Below are 16934 nucleotides of genomic sequence, written 5' to 3' on the forward strand. Positions count from 1 at the left end.
GTGTCAGTGGAACTTTGGCAGCAGTGCGTGGAGCTTTTGCGCGATGAGCTGCCTGCCCAACAATTCAACACTTGGATCCGTCCACTACAGGTCGAAGCCGAAGGCGACGAGTTGCGTGTCTACGCACCGAATCGCTTTGTTCTCGACTGGGTCAACGAAAAGTACTTGGGCCGCGTCCTTGAACTGCTGGATGAGCATGGCAATGGCATGGCGCCGGCGCTGTCCTTATTAATAGGCAGCAAACGCAGTTCGGCACCGCGTGCCGCCCCAAATGCTCCGTTGGCCGCTGCTGCTTCACAGGCTCAGGCACCTGTCAGCGCTACGGCGCCAGCCCCGGTAGCCGCTCCGACCAAGCGTGCGACGCAAAAAGTTGCCGAAGTTAATGAAGAGCCATCGCGCGACAGCTTCGATCCAATGGCCGGTGCCAGTTCGCAACAGGCACCGATTCGCGCCGAACAGCGTACGGTGCAGGTCGAAGGCGCGCTCAAGCACACCAGCTACCTGAACCGCACCTTCACCTTCGAAAACTTCGTCGAGGGCAAGTCCAACCAACTGGCCCGGGCTGCGGCCTGGCAAGTGGCGGACAATCCCAAGCACGGTTACAACCCGCTCTTCCTTTATGGTGGCGTCGGCTTGGGTAAAACCCACTTGATGCACGCGGTGGGTAACCACCTATTAAAGAAGAATCCGAATGCCAAGGTTGTGTACCTGCATTCCGAGCGGTTCGTGGCCGATATGGTCAAGGCCCTGCAGCTGAACGCCATCAACGAGTTCAAGCGCTTCTACCGTTCAGTGGATGCGTTGTTGATCGATGACATTCAATTCTTCGCCCGCAAAGAACGTTCCCAGGAAGAGTTTTTCCACACCTTCAACGCCCTGCTTGAAGGTGGCCAGCAGGTCATTCTCACCAGTGACCGCTACCCGAAAGAAATCGAAGGCCTTGAAGAGCGCCTCAAATCCCGCTTCGGCTGGGGCCTGACGGTAGCCGTCGAGCCGCCGGAGCTGGAAACCCGCGTGGCGATCCTGATGAAAAAGGCCGATCAGGCCAAAGTCGATCTGCCCCATGACGCGGCGTTCTTCATTGCCCAGCGTATTCGCTCCAACGTCCGTGAGTTGGAAGGCGCGCTGAAACGCGTGATTGCCCACTCGCACTTCATGGGCCGCGACATCACCATCGAGCTGATTCGCGAATCCCTGAAAGACTTGTTGGCGCTGCAAGACAAACTGGTCTCTGTGGATAACATTCAGCGCACGGTCGCCGAGTACTACAAGATCAAGATCTCCGACCTGCTGTCCAAGCGTCGTTCACGCTCGGTCGCACGTCCGCGTCAGGTTGCAATGGCATTGTCCAAAGAGTTGACTAACCACAGCCTGCCGGAAATCGGCGATGTGTTTGGCGGCCGGGACCACACGACTGTTTTGCACGCCTGCCGCAAGATCAACGAACTTAAGGAATCCGACGCGGACATCCGCGAGGACTACAAGAACCTGCTGCGTACACTGACCACTTGATGAACACCAGCGCAGCTTATTAAGGCAAGGGACTAGACCATGCATTTCACCATTCAACGCGAAGCCCTGTTGAAACCCCTGCAACTGGTCGCAGGCGTCGTCGAGCGCCGACAGACCTTGCCGGTGCTCTCCAACGTGCTGCTGGTTGTCGAAGGCCAGCAATTGTCGCTGACCGGTACCGACCTGGAAGTCGAGCTGGTCGGTCGTGTACAACTCGAAGAGCCTGCCGATCCAGGTTCCATCACTGTGCCTGCGCGCAAGCTGATGGATATCTGCAAAAGCTTGCCGAACGATGCGCTGATCGACATCAAGGTCGACGAGCAGAAGCTCGTGGTGAAGGCCGGCCGTAGCCGCTTCACCCTGTCGACCCTGCCGGCCAATGACTTCCCGACTGTGGAAGAAGGTCCCGGCTCGCTGACGTGCAGCCTTGAGCAAAGCAAACTGCGCCGTTTGATCGAACGCACCAGCTTCGCCATGGCCCAGCAGGACGTGCGTTACTACCTCAACGGCATGCTGCTGGAAGTTTCCGAAGGCATCATCCGCGCCGTGGCCACCGACGGTCACCGTCTGGCCATGTGCTCGATGAAGGCCGATATCGGTCAGCCGGATCGTCACCAGGTGATCGTGCCGCGCAAGGGTATCCTTGAGCTGGCGCGTCTGCTGACTGAACCGGACGGCATCGTCAGCATCGTTCTGGGTCAACATCACATCCGCGCCACCACTGGCGAATTCACCTTTACCTCGAAACTGGTCGACGGCAAATTCCCTGACTACGAGCGCGTTCTGCCTAAGGGCGGCGACAAACTGGTTCTCGGCGATCGTCAGGCCCTGCGTGAAGCGTTCAGCCGTACCGCGATTCTGTCCAACGAGAAGTACCGCGGCATTCGTCTGCAACTGGCCAACGGTCAGCTGAAGATCCAGGCGAACAACCCCGAACAGGAAGAAGCGGAAGAAGAAGTGGGCGTCGAGTACAACGGCGGCAATCTGGAAATCGGCTTCAACGTGAGCTACCTGCTGGACGTGTTGGGCGTGATGACGACTGAGCAGGTTCGTCTGATTCTGTCCGACTCCAACAGCAGTGCGCTGGTGCAAGAGTCCGACAACGACGACTCGGCCTACGTTGTCATGCCGATGCGTCTGTAATCATGCTCAGCAGAAGCTAGATGTCCTTAAGTCGCGTCTCGGTCACCGCGGTGCGCAATCTGCACCCGGTGACCTTCTCCCCCTCCCCCCGAATCAACATTCTTTACGGCGCCAACGGCAGCGGCAAAACCAGTGTTCTGGAAGCCATTCATCTGCTGGGGCTTGCCCGTTCGTTTCGTAGCACCCGCCTGTTACCGGTCATCCAGTACGAGCAGCTCGCCTGTACGGTGTTTGGTCAGGTGGAGATGGCCGAGGGTGGGCACAGCGCCTTGGGGATCTCCCGAGACCGTCAAGGGGAGTTTCAGATTCGCATCGACGGGCAGAACGCTCGCAGCGCGGCGCAACTGGCGGAAATCCTGCCGCTGCAGCTGATCAACCCTGATAGCTTCCGCTTGCTGGAAGGCGCACCGAAGATTCGCCGGCAGTTTCTCGACTGGGGCGTGTTCCACGTGGAACCACGATTCATGTCCACCTGGCAGCGCTTGCAGAAGGCCCTGCGCCAGAGAAACTCTTGGCTGCGGCATGGTACACTTGACGCCGTTTCGCAAGCGGTTTGGGACAGGGAACTGTGCCAGGCCAGCGCTGAAATTGATGAATACCGCCGCGCTTATATCAAAGCCTTGAAACCAGTCTTTGAACAGACCTTGAGCGAACTGGTTGAGCTCGAGGGCTTAACGCTCAGCTATTACCGAGGTTGGGACAAAGACCGCGAGCTGAGTGCAGTACTCGCCGGGTCCCTTCAGCGGGATCAGCAAATGGGTCACACCCAAGCCGGACCGCAGCGTGCTGATTTGCGTCTTAGATTGGGCGCGCATAACGCCGCGGACATCTTGTCTCGCGGTCAGCAGAAGCTGGTGGTCTGTGCATTGCGGATTGCTCAAGGGCACTTGGTCAGCCAGGCCCGACGCGGCCAGTGTATTTATCTGGTGGATGACCTGCCGTCCGAACTGGACGAGCACCACCGCCGCGCGCTTTGCCGCTTGCTGGAAGACTTACGCTGCCAGGTGTTTATCACCTGTGTAGATCACGAATTATTGAGGGAAGGCTGGCAGACGGAAACGCCAGTCGCTCTGTTCCACGTGGAACAGGGCCGTATCACCCAGACCCACGACCATCGGGAGTGAAGGCATTGAGCGAAGAAAATACGAATACCTACGACTCAACGAGCATTAAAGTGCTGAAAGGCCTGGATGCCGTACGCAAACGTCCCGGTATGTACATTGGTGACACCGACGATGGTAGCGGTCTGCACCACATGGTCTTCGAGGTAGTCGACAACTCCATCGATGAAGCGCTCGCTGGCCACTGCGACGACATCAGCATCATCATCCACCCGGACGAATCCATCACCGTTCGCGACAACGGTCGTGGTATCCCGGTAGACGTGCACAAAGAAGAAGGCGTCTCGGCAGCCGAGGTCATCATGACCGTGCTGCACGCCGGCGGTAAGTTCGATGACAACTCCTACAAAGTATCCGGCGGTCTGCACGGTGTAGGTGTGTCGGTTGTGAACGCCCTGTCCGAAGAGCTGGTCTTGACCGTTCGCCGCAGCGGCAAAATCTGGGAACAGACCTACATTCACGGTGTTCCAAAAGAACCGATGAAAATCGTCGGTGAGAGTGAAAGCACCGGCACTCAGATCCACTTCAAACCGTCCGACCTGACGTTCAAGAACATCCACTTCAGCTGGGACATCCTGGCCAAGCGGATTCGTGAACTGTCCTTCCTTAACTCCGGTGTCGGCATCGTCCTCAAGGATGAGCGCAGCGGCAAGGAAGAGCTGTTCAAGTACGAGGGTGGCCTGCGTGCGTTCGTTGAATACCTGAACACCAACAAGACCCCGGTCAACCAGGTGTTCCACTTCAACATCCAGCGCGAAGACGGCATCGGCGTGGAAATCGCCTTGCAGTGGAACGACAGCTTCAACGAGAACCTGTTGTGCTTCACCAACAACATTCCACAGCGCGATGGCGGTACTCACCTGGTGGGTTTCCGTTCCGCACTGACGCGTAACCTGAACACCTACATCGAAGCAGAAGGTCTGGCGAAGAAGCACAAAGTCGCGACCACCGGTGACGATGCCCGTGAAGGCCTGACCGCGATCATCTCGGTAAAAGTGCCGGATCCGAAGTTCAGCTCCCAGACCAAAGACAAGCTGGTTTCTTCCGAAGTGAAGACCGCGGTCGAACAGGAAATGGGCAAGTACTTCTCCGACTTCCTACTGGAAAACCCGAACGAAGCCAAACTGGTCGTCGGCAAGATGATCGATGCGGCTCGCGCTCGTGAAGCGGCGCGTAAAGCCCGTGAGATGACCCGTCGTAAAGGCGCGCTGGATATCGCCGGCCTGCCGGGCAAACTGGCTGACTGCCAGGAAAAAGACCCTGCCCTTTCCGAACTGTACCTCGTGGAAGGTGACTCTGCTGGCGGCTCCGCCAAGCAGGGACGCAACCGTCGCACCCAAGCCATCCTGCCTCTCAAGGGCAAGATCCTGAACGTCGAGAAGGCGCGCTTCGACAAGATGATCTCTTCGCAAGAAGTGGGCACCTTGATCACCGCGCTGGGCTGTGGCATTGGCCGCGATGAGTACAACATCGCGAAGCTGCGTTACCACAACATCATCATCATGACCGATGCTGACGTCGACGGTTCGCACATCCGTACCCTGCTGCTGACCTTCTTCTTCCGTCAGTTGCCGGAGCTGATCGAGCGCGGCTACATCTACATCGCCCAGCCACCGCTGTACAAGGTCAAGAAAGGCAAGCAAGAGCAATACATCAAAGACGACGACGCCATGGAAGAGTACATGACGCAGTCGGCCCTGGAAGATGCGAGCCTGCACCTGAACGAGGAAGCCCCGGGTATTTCCGGTCCCGCCCTCGAGCGTCTGGTGAATGACTTCCGTCTGGTAATGAAGACACTCAAGCGTCTGTCGCGCCTGTACCCACAGGAGCTGACCGAGCACTTCATCTACCTGCCTGCCGTTAGCCTGGAGCAATTGTCCGATCACGCTGCGATGCAGGATTGGATGGCCCAGTACGAAGTTCGCCTGCGCACCGTCGAGAAGTCCGGCCTGGTCTACAAAGCCAGCCTGCGTGAAGACCGTGAACGTAACGTCTGGCTGCCTGAGGTCGAACTGATCTCCCACGGCTTGTCGAACTACGTCACCTTCAACCGCGACTTCTTCGGCAGCAACGATTACAAGACTGTTGTTTCTCTGGGCGCTCAACTGAGCACCTTGCTGGACGATGGCGCGTATATCCAGCGTGGCGAGCGCAAGAAGCCGGTCACCGAGTTCAAGGAAGCCCTTGAATGGCTGATGGCCGAAAGCACCAAGCGTCACACCATCCAGCGATACAAAGGTCTGGGCGAAATGAACCCGGATCAGCTGTGGGAAACCACCATGGACCCAAGCCAGCGCCGGATGCTCAAAGTGACCATCGAAGACGCCATTGGCGCGGACCAGATCTTCAACACCCTGATGGGTGATGCGGTCGAGCCTCGTCGTGACTTCATCGAAAGCAACGCCCTGGCGGTTTCCAACCTGGACTTCTGATTCAGCGAACCTGCCAAACGAAAAAGGCCAACGCTCAAGCGTTGGCCTTTTTTATTGTCCGTAAATGGCTCTGGTAACAATCCACTCTTGATGATGTGCAACGATTGAAACACGGCCATTGCGGGCATAAAAAAACCGGCTATATCAGCCGGTTTTTTTACGTCCAAAAAAAACTTATGCACCTTTTTCGGTTTTTTATGGGTTTATAAAATATGTATATAAATCATAAACCTACGAACTAAATTCGACGCATTTCAACCAAACGGTACACAGGTTATCCACAAAATCTCAGACAGCCACTTGGTCAGTAGCAGCCGGGGCTTGCGGGGCGGGTGGCAGCGAACCCATTTCACGTTGCATCTGCTCGTTCCAGGCCTGGACCCGATCATTCAGCTCGGCAATCGCTCGCGGCCCGCTACCCTCGGCATACATGGGTGCGCCGATGATCACGGTAATGACGCCGTGCTTCTTCGCCCAACCGGCTTTCGGCCAGAACTTGCCAGCATTGTGCGCAATCGGCAGCACGGGAAGTGCGGCGTTGACGGCTAAAGCGGTACCACCGCGAGAGAATTTTCCGATGGTGCCGTAAGGAACGCGCGTTCCCTCTGGGAATATCAGGACCCAGACACCATCCTTCAGCAGTTCATCGCCTTTCTTCGCCACATGCTTGAGCGCCGCTTTCGGGTTGTCGCGGTCGATGGCGATCGGTCGCAGCATGGCCATGGCCCAGCCGAAAAACGGAACGAAGAGCAGTTCGCGCTTAAGTACCTGGCTCAATGGCTCAAAGTAGGCGGATAGGAAGAACGTCTCCCACGTGCTCTGGTGGTTCGACTGAATCACGCAGGGCTGGTCAGGCACGTTCTCAGCGCCCTTCACTTCGTAGCTGATGCCCAGAAAGACTTTGCTCAGCCACAAGGCGCAGCGGCACCAGTACACATTGATGAAGCGATAGCGCGCCTTGAACGGCAGAAAAGGCGCGATAAAAAAGCTCAGGCTGCACCAGAGCAAAGAGCTGGTGCCCAGCAACAGATAAAAGAGGAAGGTTCTGATGGCCTGCAGTATCGACATGGCGACGTTTACCGTTGCGGGCACTGCCCGCCTATTCAAGCGCACTCCCGATCAATCCTTGGTCAGGAACAATCGAAGCACTCTAATTGTGGATAAGTTCTGCGGCAATCGCCGCCAGATCGTCAAAAATCAAGGTGCCTGCCGGTAGGGTCTTGCCCAAAGTCTTTTCGCCTTTCCCGGTCTTTACCAAAACTGGCTGAGAATCGACGGCTTTGGCGGCCTCCAGGTCACCTAGGGTATCGCCGACGAACCAAAGATTGGTCAGCGATACGTTGTAATGCGCGGCGATGGTTTTCAACATCCCGGGTTTTGGTTTGCGGCAATCGCAGCCATCGTCCGGCCCGTGCGGGCAATAGACGATCAGCCCGACTTCACCGCCCTGCTCCGCCACCCGCTCGCGCAAGCGCTCGTGCATGGCGTCCAGGGTGGCGATGTCGTAATAGCCGCGAGCGATGCCCGACTGGTTGGTAGCCACTGCTACCGTCCAGCCGGCCTTGCTCAACTGCGCGATGGCTTCGATCGAACCCGGGAGCGGAATCCACTCATCCACCGACTTGATGTAAGCGTCGGAGTCGTAATTGATCACCCCGTCCCGATCGAGAATCAGCAGTTTCAACAGCAGCCCCTCAACCCAGCAGCGAAATGTCGGCGACGCCGAGGAACAGCCCACGCAGGCGCAACAGCAGCGCATAACGGTTGGCGCGGACCTTGGCATCTTCCGCGTTGACCATCACGGCTTCGAAGAACGCATCCACTGGCTCGCGCAAGGCAGCCAGACGTGCCAGCGATTCGCTGTACTGACGCGCCGCCGCCATCGGCTGGACAGCCTGGTCAGCCTGCTGGATCGCCGAGTACAGGGAGAACTCGTTGGCGTTGTCGAAGTACTTGGCTTCCACGACCGAAGGAACAGAGCCTTCGACCTTGCTCAGCAAGTTCGAAACGCGCTTGTTCACTGCGGCCAGGGCAGCGGCTTCCGGTAATTTGCGGAACGCCTCTACCGCTTGTACGCGCTGATCGAAGTCCAGCGCCGAACCCGGTTTCAGGGCACGCACCGACAGGTAAGTCCCGACATCCACGCCTTCGTCTTCGTAACGGGCACGCAGACGGTCGAAGATGAACTCCAGCACCGAATCGTTGAGGCCGGCAGCCTTGACCTTGGTACCGAACGCATTCACGGCGAAAGCCACGGCGTCGTTCAGGTCGAGGTCGAGCTTCTTGTCGATCAGGATGCGCAACACGCCGAGTGCAGCACGGCGCAAGGCGTACGGGTCTTTGCTACCGGTTGGCAGCATGCCGATGCCGAAAATCCCCACCAGCGTGTCGAGCTTGTCAGCGATGGCCACGGCCGCACCGGTCAGGGTGGTCGGCAGTTCAGCGCCGGCACCGCGCGGCATGTACTGCTCGTTCAGCGCCAGAGCGACTTCTTCCGGCTCGCCGTCGTTGAGGGCGTAGTAGTAACCGGCGACACCTTGCATCTCCGGGAACTCACCGACCATCTCGGTCGCCAGGTCGCACTTGGACAGCAAGCCTGCACGGGAAGCCCACGCGGCGTTGCCGCCAATGCGTTGGGCGATGAACGCAGCAAGTTTGGAAACGCGCTCGGCCTTGTCGTAGACGCTGCCGAGTTTTTCCTGGAACACCACGTTCTGCAGACGCAGGTTGAAGTCTTCGAGTTTCTGCTTCTTGTCTTGCTTGAAGAAGAACTCGGCGTCGGTCAGGCGTGGGCGAACCACTTTCTCGTTACCGGCGATGATCTGCTGCGGGTCTTTGCTTTCGATGTTGGCCACGGTAATGAAACGTGGCAGCAACTTGCCGTCGGCATCCAGCAGGCAGAAGTACTTCTGGTTGTCCTGCATGGTGGTGATCAGGGCTTCTTGCGGCACGTCGAGGAAACGCTCTTCGAACGAGCACACCAGCGGCACCGGCCATTCAACCAGCGCGGTCACTTCGTCGAGCAGCGCTGGGGGCACAATCGCCGTCCCTTCCTGCATCGTCGCCAGCTCTTCGACGCGCTTGCTGATCAACTCGCGACGCTCATTGGCATCGGCCAATACGTAAGCGGCACGCAGGTCGGTCAAATAGTTGGCCGGCGAGGTGATGCGCACGCTTTCCGGGTGATGGAAGCGGTGACCACGGGAATCGCGACCCGCCTTCTGGGCGAGGATCGTGCAATCGATGACCTGGTCACCGAGCAGCATCACCAGCCACTGGGTCGGACGAACGAATTCTTCCTTGCGAGCACCCCAGCGCATGCGCTTGGGAATTGGCAGGTCGTTCAGGGAATCTTCGACGATGGTCGGCAGCAGGCTCGCGGTCGGTTTGCCGGCGATGCTTTGGCTGTAACGCAGTTTCGGGCCGCTCTGATCGATTTCGCTCAGGTCGACGCCGCACTTCTTGGCGAAGCCCAGAGCTGCTTGAGTCGGGTTGCCTTCGGCATCGAACGCGGCCTGACGTGGCGGGCCATCGAGGTTGATGCTGCGGTCCGGCTGCTGAGTCGCCAGATCGGTGATCAGCACAGCCAGACGACGTGGCGCGGCGTAGACGGTTTTGGTCTCGTAGTTCAGGCCAGCGGCTTGCAGGCCCTTGTCGATACCGGCCAGGAACGCGTCGGCCAGGGTGTTCAGGGCTTTGGGTGGCAGTTCTTCGGTGCCCAGTTCAACCAGAAAATCTAGAGCACTCATTGTGCTGCCTCCAGCTTGGCCAGTACTTCGTCACGCAGGTCCGGGGTCGCCATTGGGAAGCCCAACTTGGCGCGAGCCAGCAGGTAAGCTTGCGCAACGGAACGCGCCAGAGTGCGGACACGCAGAATGTATTGCTGACGCGCAGTCACCGAGATCGCCCGGCGAGCATCCAGCAGGTTGAAGGTGTGGGAGGCCTTCAACACCATTTCGTAGCTTGGCAACGGCAGCGGCTGGTCGAGTTCGATCAGGCGCTTGGCTTCGCTTTCGTAGAAATCGAACAGTTCGAACAGCTTCTCGACGTTGGCGTGTTCGAAGTTGTAGGTCGATTGCTCGACTTCGTTCTGGTGGAACACGTCGCCGTAGGTCACTTTGCCGAACGGACCGTCAGCCCAGACCAGGTCGTAGACCGAGTCTACGCCTTGCAGGTACATGGCCAGACGCTCAAGACCGTAAGTGATTTCGCCGGTCACCGGGTAGCACTCGATGCCGCCCGCTTGCTGGAAGTAAGTGAACTGCGTCACTTCCATGCCGTTGAGCCAGACTTCCCAGCCCAGACCCCAGGCGCCCAGTGTTGGCGATTCCCAATTGTCTTCAACGAAGCGAATGTCGTGGACCAGCGGGTCCAGGCCGACATGCTTGAGGGAGCCCAGGTACAGTTCCTGGAAGTTGTCCGGGTTCGGCTTCAGCACGACCTGGAACTGGTAGTAGTGCTGCAGACGGTTCGGGTTTTCGCCGTAGCGGCCGTCAGTCGGGCGACGACTGGGCTGCACATAAGCGGCGTTCCAGGTTTCCGGGCCAATGGCGCGCAGAAACGTGGCAGTGTGGAAAGTCCCGGCGCCTACTTCCATATCGTAGGGCTGAAGTACCACACAACCTTGCTCGGCCCAGTATTGCTGGAGGGCGAGGATCAAGTCTTGGAAGGTACGCACGGCTGGCGTAGGCTGGCTCACGAAATTCACCTGTTTCTTGGGCTGCGATTTAAAGAGCGGGAGTATACCCGATTCGGTCCTGCGCACGCCCCCTGGAGCCTTATGCCACGCTGCTTTTGGTGTTCCGAAGATCCGCTGTACATGGCTTATCACGATCAGGAGTGGGGCACGCCGCTACGCGATGCGCAGGGATTGTTCGAGTTGCTTTTGCTCGAAGGGTTCCAGGCCGGCCTTTCCTGGATCACCGTGCTGCGTAAACGTGAGCACTATCGTCAGGTAATGTTCGGCTTCGACGTACAACGCGTGGCGCAGATGAGCGACGCCGAAATCGATGAATTGATGCTCGATCCGGGCATCATTCGCAATCGCCTCAAACTCAATGCGGCCCGGCGCAATGCCCAGGCCTGGCTGGCGCTGGAGGATCCGGTGGAGTTTCTCTGGTCCTTCGTCGACGGCAAGCCTGTGATCAACCATTTCAAGGATCGCAGTGAAGTGCCGGCCGTGACGCCGACCGCCGTGGAGATGAGCAAAGGCCTGAAAAAGGCCGGCTTCACGTTCGTCGGCCCGACTATTTGTTACGCGCTGATGCAGGCCTCGGGCATGGTCATGGACCACACCCAGGATTGCGATCGCTACGCGGCGCTGGCGATCGGCGGTTAGAATAGCCGCCTCGCGCACAGCACAAGATCAGGAGTGACCTGTGGATAAGTTTAAAGGCGCCTTGCTGGTAGGCGCTCTGCGGCTGTTTGCCCTGCTTCCGTGGCGGGCAGTGCAGGCAGTGGGCTCGGTCATCGGCTGGGTCATGTGGAAAACCCCTAACCGTTCCCGCGATGTCGTGCGGATCAATCTCGCCAAGTGTTTTCCGGATATGGACCCGGCCGAGCGTGAGCGTCTGGTAGGCCAGAGCTTGAAAGACATCGGCAAGTCCCTGACCGAAAGCGCCTGCGCCTGGATCTGGCCGGCCCAGCGCTCCATCGACCTGGTGCGTGAAGTCGAAGGTCTCGACGTATTAAAGGACGCCCTCGCCTCCGGCAAAGGTGTCGTCGGTATCACCAGCCACTTGGGCAACTGGGAAGTGTTGAACCACTTCTATTGCAGCCAGTGCAAACCGATCATTTTCTATCGCCCGCCAAAGTTGAAGGCGGTGGATGATTTGCTGCGCAAGCAGCGGGTGCAATTGGGTAACCGAGTTGCGGCTTCTACCAAGGAAGGCATCCTCAGTGTTATCAAGGAAGTGCGCAAAGGTGGTGCAGTGGGCATTCCCGCTGACCCGGAACCGTCCGAATCCGCCGGGATTTTCGTGCCGTTCTTCGCCACTCAGGCCCTGACCAGCAAATTCGTACCGAACATGCTCGCCGGCGGCAAAGCGGTCGGCGTGTTCCTGCATGCGCTACGTCTGCCCGACGGTTCGGGTTACAAAGTGATCCTCGAAGCCGCGCCAGAGGCCATGTACAGCACTGATACCGAAACGTCCTGCGCAGCCATGAGCCAGGTGGTCGAGCGCTATGTGCGGGCGTATCCGAGCCAGTACATGTGGAGCATGAAGCGCTTCAAGAAGCGTCCGCCGGGTGAAGAACGCTGGTATTGAGTCGATTGGCATGATCTGTGGATAACCTTGGGGCCAGGGTTATCCACAACTGTTCAATAAAGGGCGCAGAAGATGTCCGAACACCGCAAATCGTTTCGCATCAAGATCAGTCACCACAGCTTCGGTGAATGCCTGGGCCAGACGCGTAACCTGTCGACGACAGGTGTCTACGTCAAGCATCCGGGCCTGTCGACCTTGCCCAAGGGCGCGGTGGTGTACGGTCAGGTGCAGGGCTTACCCACAGGCGCGCCGCGAGTGCGCATGGAAGTGGTGCTGGTGGATGCCGAGGGCATTGGCCTGCGGTACCTCTGATCAGTGAGCCTGACGCTCAAGCTTCTTCAGAAACACCGTCATTTCCTTTTCGGCCTGCTTGTCGCCATGGGCGCGAGCGGCTTCCAGGCCCTGTTCCCACGCCTGACGTGCGGACGCGAAATCCTTCAGCCCCAGATGGGCCTTGCCCAATAGCTTCCAGGCTGCCGAATATTTCGGATCGAATTCGACGCAACGCTGGAAATGCTCAGCGGCCTTGGCGTTTTCTCCAAGATCCAGATAACCCTTGCCCAGCCCGAAGCGCAGCAATGAGTTATCCACACCCTTTGCGAGCATTTTTTCCAGGGATTCGAGCATTGGGTGGATTCCTTTTAGAGGTTGGTCAGCTTCAAGGCAGCCATCGCGAGCAGGCTCGCTCCCACAGTAGATTTTCAGTGAACGCAGATTTTGTGTTCGACAGTGATCCCCTGTGGGAGCGAGCCTGCTCGCGATGAGGCCAGACCGGCCACCGCAGTTTATGGATCAGAAGAAGCTGAGTCCCACATGGAACAGCTTTTCCACATCCCTAATATGCTTTTTATCCACAAGGAACAGAATCACATGGTCACCGGCCGCGATCACTGTGTCGTCGTGAGCAATGATCACCTCTTCGTCACGGATGATTGCGCCAATAGTGGTGCCTGGCGGCAAGCCAATGTTCTCAATGGACTTGCCGATGACCTTACTCGACTTCTCATCACCATGGGCAATCGCCTCGATGGCTTCCGCCGCGCCCCGGCGCAATGAGTGCACGCTGACGATATCGCCGCGACGCACGTGGGCCAGCAATGTGCCGATGGTCGCCAATTGCGGGCTGATGGCGATGTCGATGTCGCCGCCCTGGATCAGGTCGACGTAGGCCGGGTTGTTGATGATGGTCATCACCTTCTTCGCGCCCAGGCGCTTGGCCAGCAGCGACGACATGATGTTGGCTTCGTCGTCGTTGGTCAGCGCCAGGAAAAGGTCGGCGTCGGCGATGTTCTCTTCCATCAGCAAGTCGCGGTCGGAGGCACTGCCCTGCAACACCACAGTGCTGTCGAGCGTGTCCGAGAGATGACGGCAGCGCGCCGGGTTCATCTCGATGATCTTCACTTGGTATCGGCTTTCGATGGCCTCGGCCAAACGCTCACCGATCTGCCCGCCGCCGGCGATGACGATGCGCTTGTAGCTCTCATCGAGGCGGCGCATTTCGCTCATCACCGCGCGAATATTCGCCTTGGCGGCGATGAAAAAGACTTCGTCGTCCGCCTCGATCACCGTATCGCCCTGCGGCAGGATCGGCCGATCACGACGGAAAATCGCCGCGACACGGGTTTCGACATTCGGCATGTGTTCGCGCAACTGGCGCAGTTGCTGACCCACCAGCGGGCCGCCGTAATAGGCCTTCACCGCCACCAGCTGCGCCTTGCCTTCGGCGAAGTCGATCACCTGCAAGGCGCCCGGATGCTGGATCAGGCGCTTGATGTAATTGGTGACCACTTGCTCCGGGCTGATCAGCACGTCCACCGGAATCGCTTCGTTGTCGAACAGCTCGGAGCGAGTCAGGTAGGCGGCTTCGCGAACCCGGGCAATCTTGGTCGGCGTGTGAAACAGGGAGTGGGCCACCTGACAGGCAATCATGTTGGTTTCGTCGCTGTTGGTCACTGCCACCAGCATGTCAGCGTCGTCCGCGCCGGCCTGACGCAGCACCGTCGGCAGCGAGCCGCGGCCTTGCACGGTGCGGATGTCCAGCCGATCGCCGAGGTCGCGCAGGCGTTCGCCGTCGGTGTCGACCACGGTGATGTCATTGGCCTCGCTGGCCAAGTGTTCTGCCAGCGAACCGCCGACCTGCCCTGCGCCGAGGATGATGATTTTCATCCAGTCACTCCCTTAAAACCCATTAACCGCGCGCGGCAGCGATCTTGATCAGCTTGGCGTAGTAGAACCCGTCGTGGCCGCCGTCCTGGGCCAGCAATTGACGACCGTGAGGTTGCTTGATACCGGCTTGAGTGGCGAGGTCCAGCTCACGGGCGCCCGGCGTGCGAGCGAGGAAGGCTTCGATGACTTCGGTGTTCTCGGTCGGCAGCGTGGAGCAGGTGGCGTAAAGCAGGATGCCGCCGACCTCCAAAGTTATCCACATGGCATCGAGCAACTCGCCCTGAAGCACCGCCAGTGCGGCGATGTCGTCGGGTTGGCGAGTCAGCTTGATGTCCGGGTGACGACGGATCACTCCGGTGGCCGAGCACGGCGCGTCCAGCAGAATGCGCTGGAACGGCTTGCCATCCCACCAGGTCGCGGTGTCGCGGCCGTCGGCGGCGATCAGTTCAGCGCTCAGGCCCAGGCGTGCAAGGTTTTCCCGCACTCGCACCAGACGCTTGGCTTCCAGGTCCACCGCCACCACGCCGGCGAGGGCCGGCTCGGCTTCAAGGATGTGGCAGGTCTTGCCGCCCGGTGCACAGCAGGCGTCCAGCACCCGTTGGCCCGGTGCCAGGTCGAGCAGATCGGCGGCCAGTTGCGCCGCCTCGTCCTGCACGCTGATCCAGCCTTCGGCGAAACCCGGCAAGCTGCGCACGTCGGCAGCGGCGTCGAGAATGATGCCGTCCTGACTGTAAACACACGGCGTGGCGGCGATGCCGGCGTCAGTCAGCAACCCGAGGTAAGCGTCGCGGCTTTGATGACGACGGTTGACCCGCAGGATCATCGGCGGATGCGCGTTGTTCGCCGCACAAATGGCTTCCCACTGCTCAGGCCAGAAAGCCTTCAGGGATTTTTGCAGCCAGCGCGGGTGAGCGGTGCGCACCACCGGATCGTGTTCCAGCTCGGCCAGCAGCGCTTCGCTTTCACGCTGGGCGCGGCGCAGCACGGCGTTGAGCAAGGCCTTGGCCCAGGGCTTTTTCAGCTTGTCGGCGCAACCCACGGTTTCACCGATGGCGGCATGGGCCGGAACCCGGGTGTAGAGCAACTGGTAGAGACCGACCAGCAACAGTGCTTCGACATCGGCGTCAGCTGCCTTGAACGGCTTCTGTAGCAACTTGGCCGCCAGCGCCGACAAACGTGGCTGCCAGCGCGCGGTGCCGAATGCCAGGTCTTGGGTGAAGCCGCGATCACGGTCTTCGACCTTGTCCATCTGCGTCGGCAGGGAACTGTTGAGTGAGGCTTTTCCGTTAAGAACAGCAGCAAGTGCCTTGGCGGCGGCCAGACGTGGATTCATTGAGCGTCCGCCGCTTGACCGAGGACGGTGCCAACGGCGAATTTCTCACGACGGCTGTTGAACAAGTCGCTGAAGTTCAGCGCCTTGCCGCCGGGCAATTGCAGACGAGTCAGACACAGGGCTTGCTCACCGCAGGCGACGATCAAACCATCCTTGCTGGCGCTGAGGATTTCACCTGGAGCGCCCTGCCCTTCGGCGAGGCTCGCGGCCAGGACTTTCAGCGCTTCGCCATTCAGCGTGCTGTGACAGATCGGCCATGGATTGAAGGCGCGGACCAGACGTTCCAGCTCAACCGCCGGACGGCTCCAGTCGATGCGCGCTTCATCTTTGTTCAATTTGTGAGCATAAGTGGCGAGGCTGTCGTCCTGCACGTCGCCTTCCAGCGTCCCGGCGGCGAGGCCGGCGATTGCTTGAATCACGGCGGGTGGGCCCATTTCCGCCAGACGGTCGTGGAGGCTGCCGCCGGTGTCTTCACCGGTGATCGGGGTGGTGACTTTCAGCAGCATCGGCCCGGTGTCGAGTCCCAGCTCCATGCGCATCACGGTCACGCCGCTTTCGCTGTCGCCCGCTTCGACGGCACGCTGGATCGGCGCCGCACCGCGCCAGCGTGGCAGCAAGGAGGCGTGGCTGTTGATGCAGCCCAGACGTGGAATATCCAGCACCACTTGCGGCAGGATCAGGCCGTAGGCGACCACCACCAGCAAGTCCGGCTTGAGCGCGGCCAGTTCAGCCTGAGCGTCTTCGTTGCGCAGGGTTGGCGGTTGCAACACAGGAATGTTGTTTTCCAGAGCCAACTGCTTGACCGGACTTGGCATCAACTTTTGCCCACGGCCCGCCGGACGGTCCGGTTGGGTGTAGACCGCGACGATCTCGTAAGGGCTGTCGAGCAGGGCCTTGAGGTGTTCGGCGGCGAATTCCGGGGTGCCGGCAAAGACGATGCGCAGTGGCTCAGTCATTCAAA

At 59.3% G+C, this 16934-nt stretch carries 15 protein-coding genes; 7 read left to right on the plus strand and 8 right to left on the minus strand.

Annotated features, from left to right (window positions below):
• Genes dnaA through gyrB form a run of 4 tightly spaced genes read left to right on the plus strand, consistent with a single transcriptional unit; the run spans position 1 to position 6208 of the window.
• Entirely contained in the window at positions 1-1512 is a 1512-nt protein-coding gene (gene dnaA, locus AC3IUE_RS00005) for a chromosomal replication initiator protein DnaA (protein WP_462000305.1), read from the plus strand.
• A 39-nt stretch (positions 1513-1551) separates the two neighbouring features.
• The gene (gene dnaN, locus AC3IUE_RS00010) at positions 1552-2655 is read left to right on the plus strand and encodes a DNA polymerase III subunit beta (protein ID WP_008155702.1); all 1104 of its coding nucleotides are present in this window, start codon (positions 1552-1554) and stop codon (positions 2653-2655) included.
• A 20-nt stretch (positions 2656-2675) separates the two neighbouring features.
• A complete protein-coding gene (gene recF, locus AC3IUE_RS00015; RefSeq protein WP_056738504.1) occupies positions 2676-3779 on the plus strand; it encodes a DNA replication/repair protein RecF in 1104 nt (367 codons plus the stop codon).
• Positions 3780-3784: 5 nt separating this feature from the next.
• Positions 3785-6208 carry a DNA topoisomerase (ATP-hydrolyzing) subunit B gene (gyrB, locus tag AC3IUE_RS00020; RefSeq protein WP_046045408.1) on the plus strand — a complete coding sequence of 808 codons (2424 nt, stop codon included), beginning with the start codon at positions 3785-3787 and terminating at the stop codon, positions 6206-6208.
• A gap of 288 nt (positions 6209-6496) precedes the next feature.
• On the opposite strand, the gene AC3IUE_RS00025 is transcribed toward gyrB, so the two are convergent.
• The 4 genes from AC3IUE_RS00025 to glyQ form a co-directional block, all read right to left on the minus strand.
• The gene (locus tag AC3IUE_RS00025) at positions 6497-7276 is read right to left on the minus strand and encodes a lysophospholipid acyltransferase family protein (protein WP_489264828.1); all 780 of its coding nucleotides are present in this window, start codon (positions 7274-7276) and stop codon (positions 6497-6499) included.
• 82 nt (positions 7277-7358) lie between these two features.
• Positions 7359-7898: a D-glycero-beta-D-manno-heptose 1,7-bisphosphate 7-phosphatase gene (gene gmhB, locus AC3IUE_RS00030; protein WP_489269008.1), complete on the minus strand. Its 540-nt coding sequence runs from the start codon at positions 7896-7898 to the stop codon at positions 7359-7361.
• 4 nt (positions 7899-7902) lie between these two features.
• Entirely contained in the window at positions 7903-9957 is a 2055-nt protein-coding gene (gene glyS, locus AC3IUE_RS00035) for a glycine--tRNA ligase subunit beta (RefSeq protein ID WP_489264830.1), read from the minus strand.
• Positions 9954-10907 carry a glycine--tRNA ligase subunit alpha gene (glyQ, locus tag AC3IUE_RS00040; protein ID WP_003213601.1) on the minus strand — a complete coding sequence of 318 codons (954 nt, stop codon included), beginning with the start codon at positions 10905-10907 and terminating at the stop codon, positions 9954-9956. Before glyQ ends, glyS begins: the two co-directional genes overlap by 4 nt.
• 81 nt (positions 10908-10988) lie before the next feature.
• Here glyQ and tag point away from each other — a divergent pair, with 81 nt between their 5' ends.
• The 3 genes from tag (at position 10989) to AC3IUE_RS00055 (ending at position 12786) form a co-directional block, all read left to right on the plus strand.
• Complete coding sequence (gene tag / locus AC3IUE_RS00045; protein ID WP_150657777.1) at positions 10989-11546, plus strand: DNA-3-methyladenine glycosylase I; 558 nt, start codon at positions 10989-10991, stop codon at positions 11544-11546.
• A 40-nt stretch (positions 11547-11586) separates the two neighbouring features.
• A complete protein-coding gene (locus AC3IUE_RS00050; RefSeq protein ID WP_462000308.1) occupies positions 11587-12474 on the plus strand; it encodes a lysophospholipid acyltransferase in 888 nt (295 codons plus the stop codon).
• A 72-nt stretch (positions 12475-12546) separates the two neighbouring features.
• Positions 12547-12786, plus strand: coding sequence for a PilZ domain-containing protein (locus AC3IUE_RS00055; RefSeq protein WP_489264833.1), 240 nt, complete (start codon positions 12547-12549; stop codon positions 12784-12786).
• Here the strand turns inward: AC3IUE_RS00055 and AC3IUE_RS00060 are convergent, their stop codons facing one another.
• From AC3IUE_RS00060 to fmt, 4 genes are all read right to left on the minus strand, one after another.
• Complete coding sequence (locus AC3IUE_RS00060) at positions 12787-13101, minus strand: tetratricopeptide repeat protein (RefSeq protein WP_223431361.1); 315 nt, start codon at positions 13099-13101, stop codon at positions 12787-12789. It lies immediately after the preceding gene.
• A gap of 165 nt (positions 13102-13266) precedes the next feature.
• Positions 13267-14640 (minus strand): Trk system potassium transporter TrkA, encoded by a 1374-nt coding sequence (gene trkA, locus AC3IUE_RS00065; protein ID WP_056738489.1) that lies wholly within the window; start codon positions 14638-14640, stop codon positions 13267-13269.
• 22 nt (positions 14641-14662) lie between these two features.
• A complete protein-coding gene (gene rsmB / locus AC3IUE_RS00070) occupies positions 14663-15973 on the minus strand; it encodes a 16S rRNA (cytosine(967)-C(5))-methyltransferase RsmB (protein WP_489264836.1) in 1311 nt (436 codons plus the stop codon).
• Entirely contained in the window at positions 15970-16929 is a 960-nt protein-coding gene (gene fmt, locus AC3IUE_RS00075) for a methionyl-tRNA formyltransferase (protein WP_489264838.1), read from the minus strand. The genes rsmB and fmt overlap by 4 nt, the downstream gene beginning before the upstream one ends.
• Positions 16930-16934: the final 5 nt, after the last annotated feature.

Source organism: Pseudomonas sp. GL_093 (assembly GCF_057837605.1).

Coding starts and splice junctions, on each gene's coding strand:
- dnaN (WP_008155702.1), top strand. CDS start 1,552: ATGCATTTCACCATTCAACGCGAAGCCCTGTTGAAACCCCTGCAACTG.
- recF (WP_056738504.1), top strand. CDS start 2,676: ATGTCCTTAAGTCGCGTCTCGGTCACCGCGGTGCGCAATCTGCACCCG.
- AC3IUE_RS00025 (WP_489264828.1), bottom strand. CDS start 7,276: ATGTCGATACTGCAGGCCATCAGAACCTTCCTCTTTTATCTGTTGCTG.
- glyS (WP_489264830.1), bottom strand. CDS start 9,957: ATGAGTGCTCTAGATTTTCTGGTTGAACTGGGCACCGAAGAACTGCCA.
- tag (WP_150657777.1), top strand. CDS start 10,989: ATGCCACGCTGCTTTTGGTGTTCCGAAGATCCGCTGTACATGGCTTAT.
- AC3IUE_RS00055 (WP_489264833.1), top strand. CDS start 12,547: ATGTCCGAACACCGCAAATCGTTTCGCATCAAGATCAGTCACCACAGC.
- AC3IUE_RS00060 (WP_223431361.1), bottom strand. CDS start 13,101: ATGCTCGAATCCCTGGAAAAAATGCTCGCAAAGGGTGTGGATAACTCA.
- trkA (WP_056738489.1), bottom strand. CDS start 14,640: ATGAAAATCATCATCCTCGGCGCAGGGCAGGTCGGCGGTTCGCTGGCA.
- rsmB (WP_489264836.1), bottom strand. CDS start 15,973: ATGAATCCACGTCTGGCCGCCGCCAAGGCACTTGCTGCTGTTCTTAAC.
- fmt (WP_489264838.1), bottom strand. CDS start 16,929: ATGACTGAGCCACTGCGCATCGTCTTTGCCGGCACCCCGGAATTCGCC.